This window comes from Mycolicibacterium brisbanense (assembly GCF_001570425.1).
Classification (GTDB): Bacteria; Actinomycetota; Actinomycetes; order Mycobacteriales; family Mycobacteriaceae; genus Mycobacterium; species Mycobacterium brisbanense.
The window spans coordinates 103,190-123,401 of record NZ_BCSX01000021.1; the positions used below are offsets into that span (position 1 = coordinate 103,190).

20 protein-coding genes are annotated in these 20,212 nt (G+C 65.9%); 17 read left to right on the forward strand and 3 right to left on the reverse strand.

The annotated features are described in order from the left end of the window. The first annotated feature begins 33 nt into the window (after window positions 1-33). The 14 genes from RMCB_RS10440 (at window position 34) to RMCB_RS10505 (ending at window position 14,777) form a co-directional block, all read left to right on the forward strand. Window positions 34-903, forward strand: a complete 870-nt coding sequence (locus RMCB_RS10440) for a short-chain dehydrogenase/reductase (protein WP_062828722.1) — start codon at window positions 34-36, stop codon at window positions 901-903. A gap of 56 nt (window positions 904-959) precedes the next feature. Then, window positions 960-2,390 carry a flavin-containing monooxygenase gene (locus tag RMCB_RS10445; RefSeq protein WP_062828914.1) on the forward strand — a complete coding sequence of 477 codons (1,431 nt, stop codon included), beginning with the start codon at window positions 960-962 and terminating at the stop codon, window positions 2,388-2,390. Beyond that, a complete protein-coding gene (locus RMCB_RS10450; RefSeq protein WP_062828723.1) occupies window positions 2,390-3,307 on the forward strand; it encodes an alpha/beta hydrolase in 918 nt (305 codons plus the stop codon). The genes RMCB_RS10445 and RMCB_RS10450 overlap by 1 nt, the downstream gene beginning before the upstream one ends. Continuing rightward, window positions 3,304-4,152, forward strand: a complete 849-nt coding sequence (locus tag RMCB_RS10455; protein ID WP_062828724.1) for an SDR family oxidoreductase — start codon at window positions 3,304-3,306, stop codon at window positions 4,150-4,152. The genes RMCB_RS10450 and RMCB_RS10455 overlap by 4 nt, the downstream gene beginning before the upstream one ends. Further along, entirely contained in the window at window positions 4,149-5,675 is a 1,527-nt protein-coding gene (locus RMCB_RS10460) for a succinic semialdehyde dehydrogenase (protein ID WP_062828725.1), read from the forward strand. The genes RMCB_RS10455 and RMCB_RS10460 overlap by 4 nt, the downstream gene beginning before the upstream one ends. A gap of 61 nt (window positions 5,676-5,736) precedes the next feature. Further along, on the forward strand, window positions 5,737-6,402 hold the full coding sequence (locus tag RMCB_RS10465) for a TetR/AcrR family transcriptional regulator (protein WP_062828726.1): 666 nt from the start codon (window positions 5,737-5,739) through the stop codon (window positions 6,400-6,402). A gap of 123 nt (window positions 6,403-6,525) precedes the next feature. After that, on the forward strand, window positions 6,526-7,731 hold the full coding sequence (locus RMCB_RS10470; RefSeq protein WP_062828727.1) for a lipid-transfer protein: 1,206 nt from the start codon (window positions 6,526-6,528) through the stop codon (window positions 7,729-7,731). Between the two features lie 43 nt (window positions 7,732-7,774). Next, window positions 7,775-8,215 carry a type II toxin-antitoxin system Rv0910 family toxin gene (locus tag RMCB_RS10475; protein ID WP_062828728.1) on the forward strand — a complete coding sequence of 147 codons (441 nt, stop codon included), beginning with the start codon at window positions 7,775-7,777 and terminating at the stop codon, window positions 8,213-8,215. Between the two features lies 1 nt (window position 8,216). Continuing rightward, window positions 8,217-9,092 (forward strand): MaoC/PaaZ C-terminal domain-containing protein, encoded by an 876-nt coding sequence (locus RMCB_RS10480; protein WP_062828729.1) that lies wholly within the window; start codon window positions 8,217-8,219, stop codon window positions 9,090-9,092. 17 nt (window positions 9,093-9,109) lie between these two features. Then, window positions 9,110-9,976 carry an SDR family oxidoreductase gene (locus RMCB_RS10485; protein ID WP_062828730.1) on the forward strand — a complete coding sequence of 289 codons (867 nt, stop codon included), beginning with the start codon at window positions 9,110-9,112 and terminating at the stop codon, window positions 9,974-9,976. Continuing rightward, window positions 9,973-11,241 (forward strand): acyl-CoA dehydrogenase family protein, encoded by a 1,269-nt coding sequence (locus RMCB_RS10490; RefSeq protein ID WP_062828731.1) that lies wholly within the window; start codon window positions 9,973-9,975, stop codon window positions 11,239-11,241. The genes RMCB_RS10485 and RMCB_RS10490 overlap by 4 nt, the downstream gene beginning before the upstream one ends. After that, on the forward strand, window positions 11,238-12,095 hold the full coding sequence (locus RMCB_RS10495) for an alpha/beta fold hydrolase (protein WP_062828732.1): 858 nt from the start codon (window positions 11,238-11,240) through the stop codon (window positions 12,093-12,095). The genes RMCB_RS10490 and RMCB_RS10495 overlap by 4 nt, the downstream gene beginning before the upstream one ends. Before the next feature lie 22 nt (window positions 12,096-12,117). Further along, complete coding sequence (locus RMCB_RS10500) at window positions 12,118-13,110, forward strand: SDR family NAD(P)-dependent oxidoreductase (protein ID WP_062828733.1); 993 nt, start codon at window positions 12,118-12,120, stop codon at window positions 13,108-13,110. 14 nt (window positions 13,111-13,124) lie between these two features. Further along, window positions 13,125-14,777, forward strand: a complete 1,653-nt coding sequence (locus RMCB_RS10505) for an acyl-CoA synthetase (protein WP_062828734.1) — start codon at window positions 13,125-13,127, stop codon at window positions 14,775-14,777. Between the two features lie 29 nt (window positions 14,778-14,806). Here RMCB_RS10505 and RMCB_RS10510 read toward each other — a convergent pair whose 3' ends face one another. The 3 genes from RMCB_RS10510 to mntR form a co-directional block, all read right to left on the reverse strand. After that, a complete protein-coding gene (locus tag RMCB_RS10510) occupies window positions 14,807-16,024 on the reverse strand; it encodes an SfnB family sulfur acquisition oxidoreductase (protein ID WP_084388414.1) in 1,218 nt (405 codons plus the stop codon). Next, window positions 16,021-17,190, reverse strand: a complete 1,170-nt coding sequence (locus tag RMCB_RS10515; protein WP_062828735.1) for an LLM class flavin-dependent oxidoreductase — start codon at window positions 17,188-17,190, stop codon at window positions 16,021-16,023. Before RMCB_RS10515 ends, RMCB_RS10510 begins: the two co-directional genes overlap by 4 nt. An 82-nt stretch (window positions 17,191-17,272) precedes the next feature. Continuing rightward, window positions 17,273-17,983 carry a manganese-binding transcriptional regulator MntR gene (gene mntR, locus RMCB_RS10520; protein WP_062828736.1) on the reverse strand — a complete coding sequence of 237 codons (711 nt, stop codon included), beginning with the start codon at window positions 17,981-17,983 and terminating at the stop codon, window positions 17,273-17,275. Between the two features lie 81 nt (window positions 17,984-18,064). Between mntR and RMCB_RS10525 the strand changes: the two genes are divergently transcribed. From RMCB_RS10525 to lppU, 3 genes are all read left to right on the forward strand, one after another. Then, the gene (locus tag RMCB_RS10525; protein WP_062828737.1) at window positions 18,065-19,057 is read left to right on the forward strand and encodes a bifunctional riboflavin kinase/FAD synthetase; all 993 of its coding nucleotides are present in this window, start codon (window positions 18,065-18,067) and stop codon (window positions 19,055-19,057) included. Between the two features lie 138 nt (window positions 19,058-19,195). After that, entirely contained in the window at window positions 19,196-19,465 is a 270-nt protein-coding gene (gene rpsO / locus RMCB_RS10530) for a 30S ribosomal protein S15 (RefSeq protein WP_019969736.1), read from the forward strand. A gap of 11 nt (window positions 19,466-19,476) precedes the next feature. Further along, on the forward strand, window positions 19,477-19,977 hold the full coding sequence (gene lppU / locus RMCB_RS10535; RefSeq protein WP_165606273.1) for an LppU family putative lipoprotein: 501 nt from the start codon (window positions 19,477-19,479) through the stop codon (window positions 19,975-19,977). Window positions 19,978-20,212: the final 235 nt, after the last annotated feature.

Sequence of the window (20,212 nt, forward strand, 5' to 3'; positions counted from 1 at the left end):
CGCCGCGAGCGGAGGACTCCTAGCGTTACAGGTATGCCAACGGAGCCAGAGTTTGTCCATCGTGCAGGCGAACTTGCCGGGCAAGTCGTACTGATCACGGGTGCTGCCAACGGCATTGGCGCAGAAACCGCCCGCCAACTGACCGATGCCGGGGCGCGAGTGGCGTTGCTCGATCGGGATGCAGCTGCGGTGATGCGACTGGCGGACGAATTGGGTGACACAGCGGCCGGTTTCGTTGCCGACGTGACACATGCTGGCGCGGTCGCTGCGACTGTGCAGGCTGTGGCCGCGCTGTTCGGTGGAATCGATACCGTGGTGGCCAACGCGGGCATTTCCGGCCCGGTAGCCACGGTGTCGAATATCGATCCGCTCGATTTCGAGAATGTCGTCGCGGTCAATCTGCTCGGGGTATTCCGCACCGTGCATGCGGCGCTGCCGTACGTCATCGAACGGCGTGGCTATGTCGTGATGGTCTCCTCCATCATGGCGCTGATTCCCAGCCCTACCGCCTCGGGTTACGCAGCGGCCAAGGCTGGTGTGGAGGCTTTCGGCCGAGCGTTGCGCGTCGAGCTCGCCGACAAGAACGTGCGGGTCGGCATCGCCTACTTCGGTCTGATCGACACCGGCATGGTGCGTGGCGTGGTGTCGACGACGGGGTTCGCTGCTGCCCTTGCCAAGCTCCCCGGTTTCCTCGGCAAGCCCGCCCCGGTCAGCCGCGCCGGTGCGGTGCTGGTTGACGGTATCGCGCGCCGGGCGAACCGGGTGTTCGCGCCCGCATACGTCCGGCTGCTACTGGACCTGCGTTCCCTGCTGGCTCTGGGGGACGGGTTGATGTCGCGAAATCGCTTGCTGGACGACGTGCTTCATCGTGCTGACACGTACAAGCCGGAGGTGCGGGCGTGACGCGCGATCGTCAGGCGGCCAGGCGGAAGCCGTCGGTCGCGATCGTCGGGGCGGGCATGTCCGGTATGTGCATGGCGATCAAGCTGCGCCAGGCCGGCATCACCGATGTCACGCTGTATGAGAAGGCGTCCGAGGTCGGCGGCACGTGGCGGGACAACACCTATCCGGGACTCACCTGTGACGTCGCATCCCGGTTCTACCAGTACAGCTTCGCCCCGAATCCCCAATGGAGCCACTTCTTCTCGCCGGGTGCGGAAATTCAGGCCTACTTCTCCCAGGTGGCCGACGGTTACCGCCTGCGTGAGCGCATTCGGTTCGACACGGACGTCGTCGAAGCCACGTTCTCCGACGGCACCTGGCGAATCCGTACAGCTGCAGGCGACGAGCAGGTTGTCGACTTCTTGATCTCGGCGACCGGTCTCCTACGCGAACCCAGGCACCCGAATATCAAGGGGCTCGACGCTTTCGGTGGGCACGTGATGCACTCGGCGCGCTGGGACCACCGCGTGGAGACAACCGGCAAGCGGGTCGCGGTGATCGGCACCGGGTCGACCGGTGTGCAGATCGTATGCGGGCTCGCGCCGACGGTTCAGAAGCTGCAGCTGTTCCAGCGCAGCGCGCAATGGGTGGTGCCCTTCCCCAACCGGCCCTACGCCAAGGTGAACGAACCGGTCCGAAGGCGGCTGCCGATATTGGATCGGCTGGCCTACCACACCTACCGGGCGCTCTACGAGCTGCTGTTGCGGGCAACGGTGCAGGCAGGGTGGCAGCGCAGCCTGCTCAGCCGGGCGTGCCGGGCCAATCTGCGTACGATCCGTGACCCTGACCTGCGACGCGAACTGACTCCCGACTATGAACCGATGTGCCGGCGGCTGATCCTTTCGGGTGGCTTCTACCGGGCGATGCAACGCGACAATGTGGATCTGGTGACCGAGGCCATCGACCATGTGGAACCCCGTGGAATCGTCACGGCCGACGGTGTTCTGCACGAGGCGGACGTGATCGCGCTCGCCACCGGGTTCGACGCGCACGCCTACATGCGGCCGATGTGTTTGACCGGACTCGGCGGCGTCACGCTCGGGGAGGCGTGGGTCGACGGCCCACGGGCACATCTGGGGGTGGCGATTCCGGAGTTCCCGAACTTCTTCATGCTGATGGGCCCGCACAGTCCCGTCGGCAACTACTCGCTGATCGCCGTCGCGGAGGCTCAGGCCGACCACATTCTCGGGTGGATCGACCGTTGGCGGAATGGGCAGTTCGAGTCCGTGGCGCCGACCTGGGATGCGACCGACGCACTCTACGTCGAAATGCGTGAAGCGATGCCGGGGACCGTCTGGACAACGGGTTGCACCAGTTGGTATCTCGGCACCGATGGCCTGCCCGAACTGTGGCCATGGACGCCGGCTCGTTACCGCAGCAGACTCGGCGCACGGCCCGTGCTCGACGACTACGCCTTCTCAGGCGCGGGTGAGCGGGTGCGACGCTGATGCCGATCCATGTCCCGCCGACGATCCTGCGGGCAGCCGCTCGCTCGCTCGGCCGGCTGATCTTCCTGCCGCAATCGCCCTGGCGTATCCAGCGACGCGCACTTGACCAGGCCTTCTCCTGGCCGGGTGCGCCGCGCGAAATCGCGTTCACCAGAACGGTTCTCGGTGGTGCGCCGACTGAAGTCTTGACGCCCGAGACCCCTGGTGATCGGGTGTTGCTGTACCTGCACGGCGGTGGCTACACCGTCGGCTCGCCTCGCAGCCATCGGGCGCTCGCCGCCGGGCTCGCTGTCAGGTTGCGGGCGGTGACATATGTGCCCCACTACCGGCTGGCTCCGGAGCACCGGTTTCCGGCCGCGTTCGAGGACTCGCTCGCGGCCTACACCGCACTGCTGCAAGCCGACCGGGCCGGACATCAGATATTCGTCGCCGGCGACTCGGCCGGCGGGGGACTGGCCCTGGCGCTGGATGTCGCGGCCAAGCGTCGAGACCTCCCGCTACCGGCTGGGATCGGGCTGCTGTGTCCCGCGATCGACTGGACGCCTCGCGCGCTGGCGGGCGTTCCGGCGGACGGCCGTGAACCGACACTGACATCCAGCCTGCTGCAGCGCTTCTGCGACGCGTATCTGGATGCCGAAGATCGGGCCTACCCTGCGGTGTCGCCACTGCTGGCCGATCTCACCGGACTCTGTCCCCTCGTGATCGATGCCGCGGGCTACGACACGCTCCTGGACCAGTCACGGCGACTCGCCGACGCGGCACGGCACGTCGGCGTTGCAGTCCGATACCGGGAGCACGCCGGTATGCCGCACGGGTTCCATTCCGGTGCAGGCCTGCTCAAGCAGGCAGACCGAGCGCTCGACGACGTCGCGACGACGTTGGTGGAGATGTCCAGCACAGCAGAGAGGTCACGATGATCCGCAGTTCGACCCCCAAGGTGGTCGCCATCACCGGTGCTGCTCGTGGAATCGGGCTCGCAACCGCGAAATTGTTTGCGGCCCAAGGTGCCCGGGTCGCGATCGGGGACCTGGACGTAGACCTGGCGACGCAAGCTGCTGAAACTGTTCCAGGTACCGCGATCGCGCTGCCGCTGGACGTGACCGACGAAGGCTCGTTCGCCGCATTCCTCGATCATGCCGAGTCAGAACTAGGTCCGATCGACGTCCTGGTGAACAACGCCGGGGTGATGCTGACCGGGGACTTCCTCGATGAGAAACGCGCGACGGCGGCGAAAATGATCGAGATCAACCTCGGCGGCGTCATCATCGGCGCGCAACTGGCGGCCAGAAAGTTCGCCGGACGGGGGAGTGGACACATCGTGAATATCGCCTCGATGGCCGGGGCCGCCGGTTTTCCCGGGGTGGCAACATACTGCGGCACCAAGTTCGGAGTCGTCGGCTTCACCCTCGCACTGCGAGAAGAGTTGGAGCCCTGCGGTGTTCGGGTATCGGCAGTCCTGCCCGGCATCGTGCACACCGAACTTTCGGCGGGGTTGCAGCTCTCGCCGATCATCGAGAAGTTCGGCTCGGTGGAGCCAGACGACATCGCCCGAGCCGTGGTCAGGGCCGTCGGCCGCAACAAGGCGTTGACGTACGCGCCAGAACGGCTCGGGCTGGCACTTCGCGCATCGAACCTGATTCCGGAACGGACCCGCCGAAGGCTGCATCGTTGGCTGCACACCGAACGCCTGTATCTCAACGTCGACCAGGCCACGCGCGACGCCTACCACGCTCGGGCGAACACCATCCGCGATGCGTCATGAGCGTTGTCGAAGAGCTCGCCGTCAATGCCCCGACGGCACTTGGCGACACACGCGAACTGACCGCACCGTTCACTGGCTTGTCGTTGGCGATAATCCCGCAACACACTGTCGCCGATGTGGAATCAGCTTTGGCCAGAGCGCGATCCGCGCAGAAGCAGTGGGCGTGTCGGCCACTTTCCGAGCGCCAGGATCTCATCGAGCGCCTCCTCGGTCGTCTCCGGCGGGACCGCGCCGCACTGTTCGACATCCTGCAACTCGAAGGTGGAAAGGCGCGCATCGATGCCTGCTCGGATTACGGCGAGGCGATCCTCAGCGGTAGTCGGTACACCCGCCACGCCGAGCGATTGTTGCGGCCCGACAGGCACTCGGGAGCGATCCCGGGCCTGACCACGACCACCGAAGTCCGACATCCAGTCGGTGTCGTCGTCGTCATAGCGCCATGGAACGCACCGATCGGAGTCGGCGGCGGTGACAGTATCCCCGCCCTGCTCGCCGGCAACGCGGTGATCCTCAAGCCGGACAACCAGACTGCGCTGTCGACCGTGTTCCTGCGGAACGCAGCGCTTTCGGCCGGCATTCCGGGCGATGTCTTCCAAGTCGTCCTCGGTGATCCGGCCGAGATCGGTGACGCATTGATCGACGGTGCCGACTACGTGGCGTTCACCGGATCGACCGCGACGGGCCGAAAGATTGCGGTCCGCGCAGGCGAACGGCTGATCGGATGCTCCCTGGAGCTCGGCGGTAAGAACCCGATGATCGTGCTGCCCGACGCGGACTTGGCCCGTGCCGCGTCGGCTGTGCCCCGGGCGAGCTTCGCCAACGCGGGCCAGGTGTGTCTGACCACCGAGCGGCTGTACGTGCACGCATCGATATTCGACGAATTCATCGATCTGGCGTGCGCCAGGACGCTGGCCATGCGGCTCGGCGCGGCAATCGATTTCAGCTGCGACATGGGTTCACTGACCACGGTTTCAGGCTTCAGGCGCCTGGCCGAGTACGTCGAGCAGGCAAGAGCAACCGGAGCGCTGGTTCGCACGGGCGGGCGTTGCCGACCAGATCTCGGGCCGTTGTTCTACGAACCCACCATCTTGTCGGGCGTCACCCCCACCGCGGACCTGCACACCGCAGAGGTGTTCGGACCGGTGGTCGCGGTCGAGGCCTTCGAAACCGAAGACGCGGTGGTCGAAGCTGCGAACGACACCGCGTACGGGCTCTCGGCCAGCGTGTGGACTCGGGACACCAAGCAAGGTGCCAGGCTGGCGGCCCGGATCGAAACCGGGGCAGTCAACATCAACGATGCGTACGCCGCCGCGTTCGCTTCCCACGGGGCGCCGTCAGGCGGACGGAAAGCGTCTGGGCGCGGACGTCGACATGGTGTCGAGGGCATGCTGCGCTATACCGAGTCGCAAGTCGTTGCGGTGCAACGCCTGGCCTCACCGGACAGTCGATTGGGGTTACCCAGAGAAACGCACGGTCGTCTGATGGGCGCGGCGCTCGGCGCGATGACCCATCTGCCGCGGTGAGGTCATCAGTTACATACCAATTGGATTGTTTGTTATGAGCGTATGGATGCGACCACGTAGGATGCATCGGGTGACCACCGGTGTGGACAGGCAGGCCAAGCGGCGTACGCAGGCGGAGCGCAGTGCCGCGATGCGTACGCGGCTGCTGGATGCCACCGTGGAATGCCTGGTCACCTACGGTTATGCGGGAACCACGACGCAACGGGTCGCCGAGATCGCCGGCGTGACGCGAGGGGCGCAGGTTCATCACTTCCGCTCCAAGGAAGACCTCGTGGTCGCGGCGATCGAGCATCTGGCTCAGCAGCGGGTGCAAGCCGCGGTGGCTGACCTCGGGCGCGTGGCGAACAACGCCGACCCGGTCTCGATGATGCTGGACTACCTGTGGGAATCCCATCAGGGGCCGATCTTCGTTGCCACACTTGAACTCTGGATGGCGGCCCGCACGGACCCGGTGCTCGCCGAACAGATCGAGCGAGTTGAGCCAATCGTGACGGGTGCATTGGTCGGTGCGTTGGCGCAGATGATCCCGGACCGGGCCACGCAGAAGGACTTACGCGATCTTGCCTTCACGGCCATGGACGCGTTGCGGGGCATCCTGCTGTCCAGCTTTGCCGACCGCAATGCGGAGCGGGCCAAGAAGCGCTGGGACCGGGTCTGCGTGCAGCTGCGCGGTATGGTTTCGCAGGCTCTGGGCGGCGAGGCCCTGAGTCTCGAAACCCCTTCGTAGCCTTCTGAATCAGGCTGTCGCCAGCCGTTTTCTTCTCTTCCCTCTGCGGGGCGCAGCTTTACCTCTTCACAAGATACAAACAAGTTGGTATGTTTCTTACATCGCACAGAAAGAGAGGGTTTCATGCCCAACAAGGTGTATGTGATCGGCGTCGGTATGACGAAGTTCGAGAAGCCCGGCAGCCGGGTCAACGACGACGGATCGGCGTGGGACTACCCGGACATGGCCCGCGAGTCGGGGACGAAGGCGCTGGCGGACGCCGGAATCGACTACCGCGAGGTTCAGGAGGCTTATGTCGGCTACGTCTACGGCGAGTCGACGTCCGGCCAACGCGCGCTCTACGAACTCGGCATGACGGGTATCCCGGTGGTCAACGTCAACAACAACTGCTCGACCGGGTCGACGGCGCTGTACCTCGCAACCCGCGCTGTCCGCAGCGGCCTCGCGGACTGCGCGCTCGCGCTCGGGTTCGAGAAGATGCAGCCGGGCTCGCTCGGCGCGACGTACGACGACCGTGAGCAGCCGATGGGTAAGCACTTTCTGGCGCTTGCCGAGATCTCGGAAGTTCTGTTCCCGCCGGCGCCGTGGATGTTCGGCGCTGCCGGGCGCGAACACATGAAGCAATACGGTTCCACCGCTGAGCATTTCGCGAAAATCGGCTACAAGAACCACAAGCATTCGGTGAACAACCCGTACGCGCAGTTCCAAGAGGAGTACACCCTCGAAGACATCCTGGGCGCACGGATGATCTACGACCCGCTCACCAAGCTGCAGTGCTCGCCGACCTCTGACGGTTCGGGTGCGGCGATCCTCGCCAGCGAGAAGTTCGTCGACGAGCACGGTCTGGCCGGCCAGGCTGTCGAGATCGTCGGCCAGGCGATGACCACGGATTTCGAGAACAGCTTCGATGGCACGTGCAAGGCGCTCATCGGCCACCACATGAATGTCGCTGCTGCCCGACAGGTCTACGACCAGTCCGGCCTGGGCCCCGACGACTTTCAGGTCATCGAGCTCCATGATTGCTTCAGCGCCAACGAGTTCCTGCTGTACGAAGCATTGGGTCTGTGCGGCGAGGGGGAGGCGGGAAAGCTGGTCGACAACGGCGACACGACCTACGGCGGGCGGTGGGTGGTCAACCCGTCGGGCGGACTCATCTCCAAGGGGCATCCGCTCGGCGCCACCGGTCTGGCGCAATGCGCCGAGCTGACCTGGCAGCTGCGTGGCACCGCCGACAAGCGTCAGGTAGCGGGCGTCACTGCGGCACTGCAGCACAACATCGGCCTGGGCGGAGCCGCAGTGGTGACTGCTTACCAGCGTGCCGAGCGCTGAAACGACATCTTCCAACAACCAATCACGCAAGGAGAAAACGAAAATGGGACACATCGAAGCCACCAAGCAGCTGTCGGCCAGCCCGGAGGCCATCTGGGCGATCGTCTCGGATCTGAAGACCTGGGACGAGTGGTTCACCGTCCACGAGAAGTGGCTGAGCGACGTGCCGGAGACCGTCACCCCGGGCACTGCGCTGACGGCGAAGATCGTCATGCTCGGCATGGCCAACAAGATCGAATGGAAGATCGAGAAGATGGATGCCCCAACGACGTTCGTCCTGTCCGGGACCGGCATGGCGGGCGTCAAGGCACTGTTCGAGTTCACGGTGACGCCGTCGGGCAGCGGCTCGGAGTTCAAGGTCTCGGGCGACTTCGAAGGTGCCCTGGTGAAGGGTGCGCTGGCCAAGGCCGTCGAGAAGGACGGCGCGAAGCAACTCGACAAGACCCTCGAGCAGCTCGACGCGCTGGCTTCCGCGGCGGTCTGACATGACCGAGCCGGTAACCGAATTCGACAACTCGGGCTTGAACGTGTGGGCCGACCCGGAGACCTTCGAGGTCACCAGGGAACGCATCGCCGAGTACGCTGCGGCGACGAACGATCCGATCGAAGCGCACCGCACCGGCGATGTCGCACCGCCGGTGTTCGCGATCGTGCCTGCCTTCGATGCGCTGATGGGCCCCGTCATCGACGTCGTGCCGATCGAGATATTCGGCCGAATCGTCCATGGCGAGCAGGATTTCCACTTCCATCGCCCGATTCGTCCGGGGGACAAACTGACCTCGCGGGGCCGGGTGATCGGTTACGACACAGTGGATTCGGGCGCCCGGGTATCGATTCACGTCGAGAGTCGGGCGCAGGACGGTGAGCTGGTCAACGAGCAGTACCTGATCGGGTTCTTCCGGGGTATCAACGCGGGCGATGCGGTGGGAGAGCAGGTTCCGAACCACAAGTTCGACCCAGCGCTGCGCGATGATGCACCGTTGGCCAAGGTCGTGCAGCACGTGGACGCCGACCAGACATTCCGCTATGCACCGGCCGCTGGTGATCCGATGCCGATCCACCTCGAGGAGGAGGTCGCCCGCGACGCCGGGCTGCCGGGCATCATCGCCCACGGACTGTGCACGATGGCATTCACCTCGTGGGCGGTTCTCACCGAGTTCGGTGGATCGGATGTGAGTCGACTCAAGCGGTTTGCGGTGCGGTTCTCCAAGATGGTGCTGCCCGGTGACGATCTGGAAACCCGGATCTGGCAGACCGGCAGTGGCGGCGGAGAGACGACGTACGCGTTCGAAACCGCCCGCAACGGGGAAGCGGGCGAGGAATTCGCCATCACCGACGGCCTGGCCGTCCTCGCTGACTGAAGAAAAGGGGTACACACATGGGAGCTTTGGAAGGGCGGACCGCCGTCATCACAGGAGCGGGCCGCGGCATCGGCCGCGAGCACGCACTGCTGTTCGCCCGCGAGGGAGCGAGCATCGTCGTCAACGACCTCGGTGGGAGTAACGCCGGAGAGGGCGCCGACGAGGGGCCCGCGCACGAGGTCGTCGACGAAATCGTCGCGGCAGGCGGCCGGGCCGTCGCCAACACCGACAACATCGCCACCTGGGATGGCGCGGCTCGCCTCGTCGCGCAGGCCATCAGCGAGTTCGGTGGGTTGGACGTGGTCGTCAACAACGCCGGCATCCTGCGGGACGGTTTCATCGCGGGCATGGACGAATCCCAATGGGACAGCGTCATTGCCGTGCATCTCAAAGGCCACTTCTTGGTACTGCGGCATGCCGCGACGTACTGGAAGGAGCAGAGCAAGGCCGGCAACCAGCCCAACGCCGCCGTCATCAACACCGCGTCGGGATCGGGCCTGACTGTGCCGAATGCAGGACAGGTGAACTACGGCGCGGCCAAGGCCGGCATCGCGGCGATGACGTTGGTCGCTGCCGAAGAGCTGGAGCGGTACGGGGTGCGGGTCAATGCGATCGCACCGATCGCCCGCACCCGGCTCACCTTGGCCACGCCGGGCATGGGAGCACTCATGGGGGAGCCGGAGGAGGGCGAGGTCGACCTGTTCAGCCCGGCCAACATCTCGCCGCTGGTGGGTTACCTGGCCTCGGAGAAGTGCCCGCTGACCGGAAAGGTGTACGCGGTGCAGGGTGGTGCAATCTCGGAGCTGGCCGGCTGGCACGACGTGAAGACCATCGAAACTGACGGCCTCTGGGACATCGACGACATTGCCGGGAGGCTGCCATGATCGAGTGGTCCGAGTCCGACGAACTGATCCGGGAGAGCGTCCGCGAGTTCATCGACAAGGAGATCGAGCCGCACCGCGACGGGCTGGAAAGCGGTGAGTGCTCGCCCTATCCGATCGCGCGCACGCTGTTCAGCGAGTTCGGTCTCGACGTGGTGGCGTCCGAGGCGATCAAGACCATCCTGGAGAAGGAACGCGCCAAGGCAGCCGCGATCGCGGCCGGTGAGCCCAAGCCCGAGAAGCGCGAGGGATCCTCCGGTGGCCTCGGCGACCTCGCGGGTCAGGTGTCGATGGCCGCGGTGCTGGTGTCCGAACTCGCCGGAGTCAGCATCGGGCTGCTGAGCACCATCGGCGTCAGCATCGGTCTGGGGGCGGCCACGATCATGAGCCGCGGCACGCTGGCGCAGAAGGAGCGCTGGCTGCCCGAGCTGGTCACCCTGGAGAAGATCGCGGCCTGGGCCATCACCGAACCCGATGCCGGCTCGGATGCGTTCGGCGGCATGAAGACCTATGTCAAGCGCGACGGTGCCGATTACATCCTCAACGGCCAGAAGACGTTCATCACCAACGGCCCCGACGCCGATGTACTGATCGTCTACGCCAAGCTCGATGAAGGCGACCCCAGCGTGGACAAGCGCAACCGACCGGTGCTGACGTTCGTCCTCGACTCCGGCATGCCTGGTCTCACGCAGGGCAAGGCGTTCAAGAAGATGGGCATGATGTCCTCGCCCACCGGTGAGCTGTTCTTCGACAATGTGCGGATCACCCCGGACCGGTTACTGGGGGAGACCGAGGAGCACGGTGGCGGCGACGGGCGGGAGAGCGCCCGGGCGAACTTCGCCGCCGAGCGGGTGGGCGTGTCGCTGATGGCGCTGGGAATCATCAACGAATGTCACCGGCGCTGCGTCGATTACGCCAAGAACCGCACGCTGTGGGGCCAGAACATCGGCCAGTTCCAGCTGATCCAGCTCAAGCTGGCGAAGATGGAGGTGGCGCGGATCAACGTGCAGAACATGGTGTTCCAAACGTTGGAGAAGTTGCAGGCGGGCAAGATGCCCACGTTGTCGGAGGCATCGGCGATCAAGCTGTACTCGTCAGAGGCCGCCACCGAGGTGGCCATGGACGCCGTCCAGCTCTTCGGCGGCAACGGCTACATGGCCGAGTACCGGGTGGAACAACTTGCCCGAGATGCCAAGTCACTGATGATCTACGCGGGCAGCAACGAGGTCCAGGTGACCCATATTGCGAAGGGGTTGCTCGCGGGATGATCGCCGAGAGCCGGGCCACGTTCGCAGGCGTGGAAACTCGGGTGCTGTCGGTGCCGGGCAGTGGGACTCCCGTGGTCCTGCTGCACGGCTACGCCGACAGCGCAGACACCTGGCGGCCGGTGCTCACCCGGCTGGAGTGCTTGGGGCACAAGGCAGTTGCGGTCGATCTGCCCGGCTTCGGCCGGGCGGCGCTGCGCGCCCCCGGACCGCTGTTGCCGCAGTTCGACGCATTCGCCGACGCACTACTCCAGGAGTTGGGACCTGTTGTCCTGGTGGGAAACTCGCTCGGTGCGGCGACAGCAGTCCGTGCAGCGGCCCACAACTCAGATCTGGTGAATGCCCTTGTCGCCCTCGACGATCCGCTCAACGCCCGGCACTGGATCGCTCGCCTCGCTCGTAGACGTGCTGTCCCGGAGATCGTCTGGGCATGGGTTGCCCGGATGCCGGTGCCGGCCGGTGCGTTGCGCTGGGTCACCGTTCGCGCCGTGCCGAAAGTGCTCTACGGGCCGGGGGTCACCGCCGATCCCGAGGTCGTGGCCTATTGGTCCACTGTGGTTTCAGGGTCGCCAGGCATCGCAGAGCTGGGCCGCGACGCCTTCCGGTATGCGCATGAAGCGCTGGGCACCCACCGCGACGTGCAGGTCAGCTGTCCGACCGTGGTCGTGCACGGCCGACGTGACTTCATCATCCCGGCACGCGCGAGTCGGGTTCTACACCAGCAGATCACCGGCAGTGAATTGGTGATCCTGCCGCGCTCAGGACATTGCCCGCAGCTGGACAACCCGGATGCGGTCACCAGGATCATCGCCGAGCTGCTGGGTCGCGCCCACGGTCGCACCGAGTCGGCCGGATGAAAACACCAGACCAGGAAGCGAAATGAAGCCCTTACACCGTGTCGCGGGGGCACTGATCCCGCGCACCGGAGCCATCAACAAGGCGTTGGCGACCCCTACCTCGCGGACCACGCCGCGTGGGCTGCTGCAGCTGATCCAGCGCCGCGGGAGCCTGTCGGAAGCGTTGCGCGGCAGGGTCGTCATGATCACCGGGGCGTCGTCGGGTATCGGCGAGGCCACCGCGCTGGCGGTGGGACGGGCCGGCGGCACAGTGCTGCTCGTGGCGCGCAGCGCGGACAAACTGGTCGCGATCGCTGAGGCGATCACAGCAGCGGGAGGTATCGCGGCTGCCTATCCGTGTGATCTTGCTGATCCCGATGCGGTCGACCGGCTCGTGGCTCAAGTACTCGACGAGCACGGGCGGGTCGACATTCTGGTCAACAATGCCGGGCGGTCGATCCGTCGTTCGCTCGCATTGTCCTACGGCCGAATCCATGACTTCGAACGCACCATGCAGCTCAATTACTTTGCGCCGCTGCGGTTGATGCTCGGTCTGCTGCCGCAGATGCGGGCGAACAGGTTCGGCCAGGTGATCAACGTCTCGTCGGCCGGTGTCCAAACCCGAGCGCCTCGCTTCGGGGCGTACATCGCGTCGAAAGCCGCGCTTGACACCGTGTCGGATGCCTTCCAGGCCGAGACCCTCGATGAGGGTGTGCGCTTCACCACCGTGCACATGTCCTTGGTGCGCACACCGATGATCGCGCCCACCAAGCTCTACGACAAGTTCCCGGCACTGACGCCGCAGGAAGCCGCGCAGGTGATCACGCGGGCGATGATCGAACGGCCCAGGCGGGTCAGCCCGGTGTTCGGGCGGGTCGCGTCGTTCGCGGACTCGCTGAGTCCGGAGCTCATGGATGCCGTGCGCAACCGCGGATTCAAGATGTTCGGTGATTCCGGCGCCGCGAAGTCCGAACCCGCCGAACTGACTGGCTCGCAGACCGTATTCATCGATGCAACACCGGGAGTCCACTGGTGAATAGGGGGCCGTACATGACCGTCGCAAAGCTGCAGGACTATTTCAAGAGCATCAGGGTTTTGCTGCGCAGCGGGCTCATGCAGCCGGGGCGCCCCGATCACGCGGTGCGCTCACTGGTCAATTTCCGCCGCTACGGGCCGTTCGCGGGCGTGGTGCATCATGGCGCAGCGCGGTATGGCGATTCGACGGCGATCCTCGACGAACAGGGCGGACTGAGCTTTCGTGCGCTCGACGAGCAGTCCAATGCACTGGCCCGCGGGCTCAACGACATGGGAATCGGTGCAGGTGATGTGATCGCGGCATTGTGCCGAGATCATCGGGGGCTGGTGCTGACGGTCGTCGCGGCCAACAAGATCGGCGCCCGGCTCGTCCTGATGAACACCGGCTTCGCCAAGCCGCAGTTCGCCGACGTCGCAGCGCGCGAAGGTGTCAGCGTCGTCGTGACGGACAGTGAGTTCGCCGACCTGCTCGATGCGATACCGGCCGCCATACCGCGCGTACTTGCGTGGACTGACGACGCCGGCGCCACAGAATCCAACGGCGCCACGACAATTCACGATCTGATGAGAGGCCGCTCCACAGCCCGGCTACCCGCACCTCCGAAGCCTGGTTCGATGGTGTTGTTGACCAGCGGTACCACGGGAACTCCCAAAGGTGCTCCCCGCGATCGCATCGATCCACTGCAGTCCGCGCAGCTACTTGATCGGATACCGTGGCCGTCTCGCGGAACGTACTGCGTGTCTGCGCCGCTGTTTCACGCCACCGGGTTGGCGATTTTCATGCTCGCTCTCGCCCTCGGCAACAAAGTCGTGCTACAGCGGCGATTCCAACCCGAGCAAACCCTGCGGCTCATCGCCGAGCATCGGGTGAGCACGCTGGTGCTGGTGCCCACGATGCTGCACCGCATCGTGGAGCTGAGTCCCGACGTGCGCGCCACATGGGACACGTCGTCGCTCAAGATCGTCTTCGCCGCGGGATCCTCGCTGTCACCGGATCTCTGCAAGCGCACAGCAGCGATCTTCGGCGATGTGCTCTACAACCTCTATGGTTCGACCGAGGTGTCCATCGCCGCGGTGGCCACGCCGCGTGAACTGCGTGCTGCGCCAGGGACAGTGGGCCGGCCGCCGGTCGGCTGTGCGGTCAGGCTCTACGACAGCGATCGGCGCCAGATCACCGAACCTGGCGTCACAGGAACGATTTTCGTCTCCAGCGGATTGAGCTTCAGCGGGTATACCGACGGCGGACACAAAGAGATGGTCGATGGTCTGCTGTCCACCGGAGATCTCGGCCATTTCGACGCCGACGGTTTGTGGTTCGTCGACGGGCGCGACGACGACATGATCGTCTCCGGTGGGGAGAACGTATTTCCGCTGGAGGTCGAGAACCTGTTGGCCGAGCGTGCCGATGTCCATCAGGCGGCAGTCGTCGGTGTCGACGACGCTGAATTCGGGAAGCGGTTGTGCGCCTTCATCGTTCCCGCACCATCTTGCCACCGTGACGCCGACGAGATCCGGGCCTACGTCAAAGCGAATCTGGCCCGGCACAAGGTGCCCCGTGACGTGGTGTTCGTCGACGAGTTGCCGCACAACGCGACCGGCAAGCTGCTGCGCACCAAATTGGCCCACGTGAACCTCGACGAGGACGACATGACTGACACCAGGAAGTGACCTTGCCGACCGATGGTGAGATCGGAATCTCAGAGTTGGCCGTGGCGCGGCGGTTTCGTGCCCGAGAGGGTGTAGTTGCCGATATGACGGATCTTCCACCGGGTGGCGTCGTGCAAGGTATGGGTGCGTGCGTCGCGCCAGTACCGTGACAGGTTGCCGGACGCCGACGCACTGCGTGTCCCGCCGAATTCGAACAAGGCGCTGCCCGCTTCCACCGCGGCTCGCGCGGCGGCCACCTTGGCGATCGCCACGGCGATCGAGGCCGCCGCGGTGCTCTCGTCGGTGAGATCGGCTCGGGCCGCATCTACCTGCCGGGCGGTCTCGGCGAGCAACGCCTGTGCACCTCGCACCGTCACGGCCAGTTCGCCGGCCGCTTGAACCAGGGTCGGGTCCTCGACCGCGCTGGTGACCGAGGCCTCGAAATGTGGTCGGGCCTTGGCGGATTGACGCACTGCTTCATCGAGTGCGGCTGTCGCGATGCCCACGTCCAGGGCGGCATGCAGCAGCTGAGCCCTGGCCCCGTACAGCGTGGGCTGCGCGAAGATCGGGCTGAACTCGACGACGTGTGTTGCCGGCACCTCGACGGCATCGAGCGTGACAGTGCCCGAGGCCGTGGTGCGCTGACCCATGCCGTCCCAATCGTCGATGACCTCGACCCCGCGGGCGTCACGCGGCACGAATGCGATGGCCTTCGGTGTGGTGGCCGTGGGCACCTGCTGCGAGCCATCGGAGTGCGAAGCCCGCACGATCAACCAGTCGGCGAACAAGGCCCCGGTGGAGTAGTACTTGCGGCCCTGCAGGACGTAGCCGGTGCCCGTCGCGGTGAGCGTCGTGGTGTCCACGTCGATGGGGTGCGGCCCGCGCTCGGACTGGGCATTGGCGAACAACGCCCCGTCCGATACCAACCCGTAGAAGTAAGCCTGCTGGGCTTCGGTGCCCTGCAGCCGCAATGCCTCCAGAAAGGTGAAATGCGAGTGCGGGATCTGCCCGATCGACGGATCGCCGTGTGCCAGCAGTCGCATCACCTCGACGAGCACCACGAAGGGCACGTCGAGCCCGCCGTGCTCGGCGGGCACCGACAGGGCCAGCAGCCCGGACTCCTTGAGCGTCTGAACCTGCTCGTGCGGCAGTATCCGGTGCGCGTCGCGGGCTTCGGCCCCCTCGGCGAACTCCTTCGACAGCTGTGCCGCGGCGGCCAGCGCCGTGCATGCCGACGAGATACGTGTCGCGCCGGCCAGATCGGTCACCGCGCCGCGCCCACGAACGGGATCGACGCCGGTGCCGCGAGATCTGTTGCAGCACCGAACAACCCGCGCTTGCGCAAGATCGGCACCACGCCCTCGCCGAACCAGTACAGCTCCTCCAGATGCGGATAGCCGGAGAAGATGAACTCGTCGATCCCGATCGCGGCGTACTCGCCGATGCGGTCGGCGACCTCGGTGTGACTGCCCACCAGGGCGGTACCCGCCCCGCCGCGCACCAGGCCGACACCAGCCCACAGATTGGGCGCGATCTCCAGGCTGTGCGCGTCGGTCCAGGTGCCGTTGGCGCGGTTGGCTTCGTGCAGAGCCAGCATGCGGCGCTGGCCCTCGGACTGGCTTCGCGCCAGCCCGGCTTGCGCGGTGCGCACGGTGTCCTCGTCGAGCGCGGCGATCAGCCGGCTCGCCTGAGCCCATGCTTCCTCGGACGTGTCGCGGGAGATGGTGTGCAGCCGGATGCCGAACCGCAGCTTGCGGCCCTGTTCCTCACCCAGCGACCGGATCCAGTCGATCTTGGCGCGCACCGCCTCCGGCGGCTCACCCCACGTCAGATAGACATCGGCGTGCCGCGCCGCAACCGGACCGGCCGCAGCAGAACTACCACCGAAATACAGCGGGGGCACGGGGGTCGGCGGCAGCGCCAGCGAGGCGCCCTCGACGTCGATGTGCTCGCCCTTGTGGGTGACGGTCTCACCGGCCCACAGCCGCCGAACCACGTCGAGAAACTCATCGCAACGCTGATACCTGGCGTCCTTGTCCAGGTGGTCGCCGAACGCCCGCTGCTCGTGGGCCTCGCCGCCGACGACGACGTTGAGCAGGATCCGCCCCGGTGCGTGCCGGGCGAAGGTGGCGGCCATCTGAGCCGACAGCGTCGGGCTGACCAATCCGGGGCGAAACGCCACCAGGAACGCCAGCGACGTCGTCTCGCGCGCCAGCAGCGCGGCGGTGATGAACGCGTCCTCGCACCAGGCCCCCGTCGGGATCAGCGCCCCGGTGAAACCAAAGGTCTCGGCCGACCGCACGATCGACGCCAGGTAGTCGATGCTGGCGTCACGGTCGCTGTGGGCGGCGCCGGCCGGTATGCCGTGGCCACCGCCGACGATGTGGCGGCTGTCGCCGTAGGTGGGCAGGAACCAATGCAGAGAGACAGTCACGAACAGGACATCTTGCTGCCGGATCGGCCGTAGCGCACGACTAAAAATCGTGGAGATCCCGACAATCCGGGCCGAGCGCCGGTCAGCTGGCGACGACCCAGATCGCTTCTGCCGCAGGACTGCCCAGGTCGACCGTGACCTCGGCGTCCGAGCTGGACATGCCGCCCGGCGCCTCGACCGCCACCGAGATCATTCCCGCGAAGTCGCGGCGGGCCAGCACCCGCAAGCGGGAGTCCAGGCTGATGCCCACGCTGTCGAAGTACCGCAGCATCTCCGGATCGGCATCGGAGATCCTCGCCACCGTGCCGGCGTCGCCGTCCTGGCAGACCGAGAGCTGGCGAGCGGGCGGCGTGGGCACTTGCCCGTCGGCGGCCGGGATCGGGTCGCCGTGCGGGTCGCGGGTCGGGAAACCGAGTTTGGCGTCGATGCGGTCCAGCATCCGATCGCTCACCGCGTGCTCGAGGATCTCGGCTTCGTCGTGCACCTCGTCCCAGCCGTAGCCGAGCTCCTGGACGAGGAAGGTCTCCATCAGCCGATGCCGACGCACCATCGCCAGCGCGGCCCGGCGCCCCGCCTCTGTCAGCGTCACCGCGCCGTACTTCTCGTGGTCGACCAGGCCCTGGTCGGCGAGCTTGCGGATCGATTCCGATGCGGTGGAGGCCGATACGCCCATGCGCTCGGCCAGCAGTTTTGTGCTGATCCGCTCGCGGGACCATTCCTGGGCCGTCCAGATGACTTTCAGATAGTCCTGGGCAACCGTCGAGAGGTCGCGATGGTTACCGTCTGGACTCACAGTGAGGAAGTTTAGGCAATCGTCACCTGATCTGGGGATCTAGAGCAGACCGTGGCGCGGGCGGGCCGTAGGCTGAGGGCTGTGCAGCGCTGGCGTGGGCAGGACGAGATCCCCACGGACTGGGGCAGGTGTGTGGTCACCATCGGGGTGTTCGACGGTGTGCACCGTGGACACGCTGAGCTGATCAGCCATGCGGTGAAAGCGGGTAGGTCCCGTGGGATACCGGTGGTGATGATGACCTTCGACCCCCATCCGATGGAAGTGGTGTTCCCGGGCAGTCACCCGGCTCAGCTCACCACGCTGACCCGGCGGGCCGAACTGGTCGAAGAACTCGGCGTCGACGTCTTTCTCGTGATGCCGTTCACGTCGGACTTCATGAAGCTCACCCCCGAGCGCTACATCCACGAGCTGCTGGTCGAGGACCTGCACGTGGTCGAGGTCGTCGTGGGGGAGAACTTCACGTTCGGCAAGAAGGCAGCAGGCAACGTCGACATGCTGCGCGCCGCCGGTGAGCGGTTCGGCTTCGCGGTCGAGTCGATGTCACTGGTCACTGAGAGTCTCGACCCCCAGCACCGCGACGAGCGCGTCACGTTCTCGTCCACCTACATCCGGTCCTGTGTCGATGCCGGTGACGTCGTCGCGGCTGCCGAGGCGCTGGGCCGTCCACACCGTGTGGAAGGCGTGGTGGTGCGCGGCGACGGCCGGGGCCGGGTGCTGGGCTTCCCGACCGCCAACGTGGCCCCGCCGATGTACTCGGCGATCCCCGCCGACGGCGTATATGCGGCATGGTTCACCGTGCTGGGCCACGGGCCGGTGCTCGGCACGGTGGTGCCAGGTGAGCGGTACCAGGCTGCCGTGTCCGTCGGCACCAATCCGACGTTCTCCGGGCGCACGCGCACGGTCGAGGCATTCATCCTCGACAACACCGCCGATCTCTACGGCCAGCACGTTGCGGTCGACTTCGTGGCCCGGATCCGCGGGCAGGAGAAGTTCGATGCGGTCGACGACCTGGTGGTGGCGATGACGGCCGATACCGACCGCGCCCGGGCAATTCTGGCTGCACAGTCCAGCTGAACTCGCGGTCCGCCGCTCCAGCTGGATTCGCGGCCCGCCGCGGGCCACTGCTAGACTTCCCCCCGATCCGGCACATGCTGCAGGCCGCGGTGGCTGTGTCGAGAATTTGTTCGCGGACCGATTTGATGGAGTTATTTCGTGGCGCTTACCGCCGAGCAGAAAAAAGAGATCCTGGGCTCCTACGGCCTGCACGAGACCGACACCGGTTCGCCGGAGGCCCAGGTCGCGCTGCTGACCAAGCGGATCTCGGATCTTACTGAGCACCTCAAGGCACACAAGCACGACCACCACTCGCGGCGCGGACTGCTGCTGCTCGTGGGCCGTCGTCGCCGGCTGCTCAAGTACGTGGCGCAGGTCGACGTCGAACGTTACCGTTCGCTGATCGAGCGCCTCGGGCTGCGTCGCTGACGCGGCTCTATATGCCATCAGTACCGGCGGCCGTCTTCTTCGGGACGGCCGCCGTTCTGGCTGTAGCTGTCCTGCCCGGCTGTTCGCGGGCGTCAGCGGCCGACATGCAAGCGGGGGATTGCCTCAAGATCGGGGGCACCGCCCGCTATCCGGATGCCAGCGAGGCCGTGTGCGCCAGCCCGGAGTCCAACTACAAGGTGGTTTCCACGGTGACCGGCAGCGGCAGCTGCCCGAGTGATGTGGACTCGTCCTACACCTTGAACAGTGCATTCAGTGACGAATCCCAGACAGTCTGCATGGACATCGACTGGGTGGTCGGTGGCTGCATGAGCATCGACCCGGAACACAGAACAGACCCGGTGCGCGTGGATTGCGCGGATTCCGGTGCGCCACACCGGCAGCGGGTCAGCCAGGTGCTGCAGGATGTCTCCGCGGTCGATCAATGCGGGAGCGGCATCGGGTATCCCTACCCGGAGCGCCAGTTCACCGTGTGTGTAGAGGACGTGGCGTAAGCAGCGCCGCGATGGCAATCCGGCTGTTGCTGCCGTGTACCATGGGTGCGTTCGACAGCTGTTCGAACATGGGTGCGGCACCCGCATATCGGCGGGCGCCGTTCCTGCGAGTCACAGAGGACCCGCTCGATCGGGCGGTCTTCGGTAGTGGCCGCCGGGAGTCCCCCTTGAGGTGGGGTGTGTCCGGCCGCTTCGATCGACGGCCGTAGCCGTATCCGGGTCTGTGGTGTTCGCC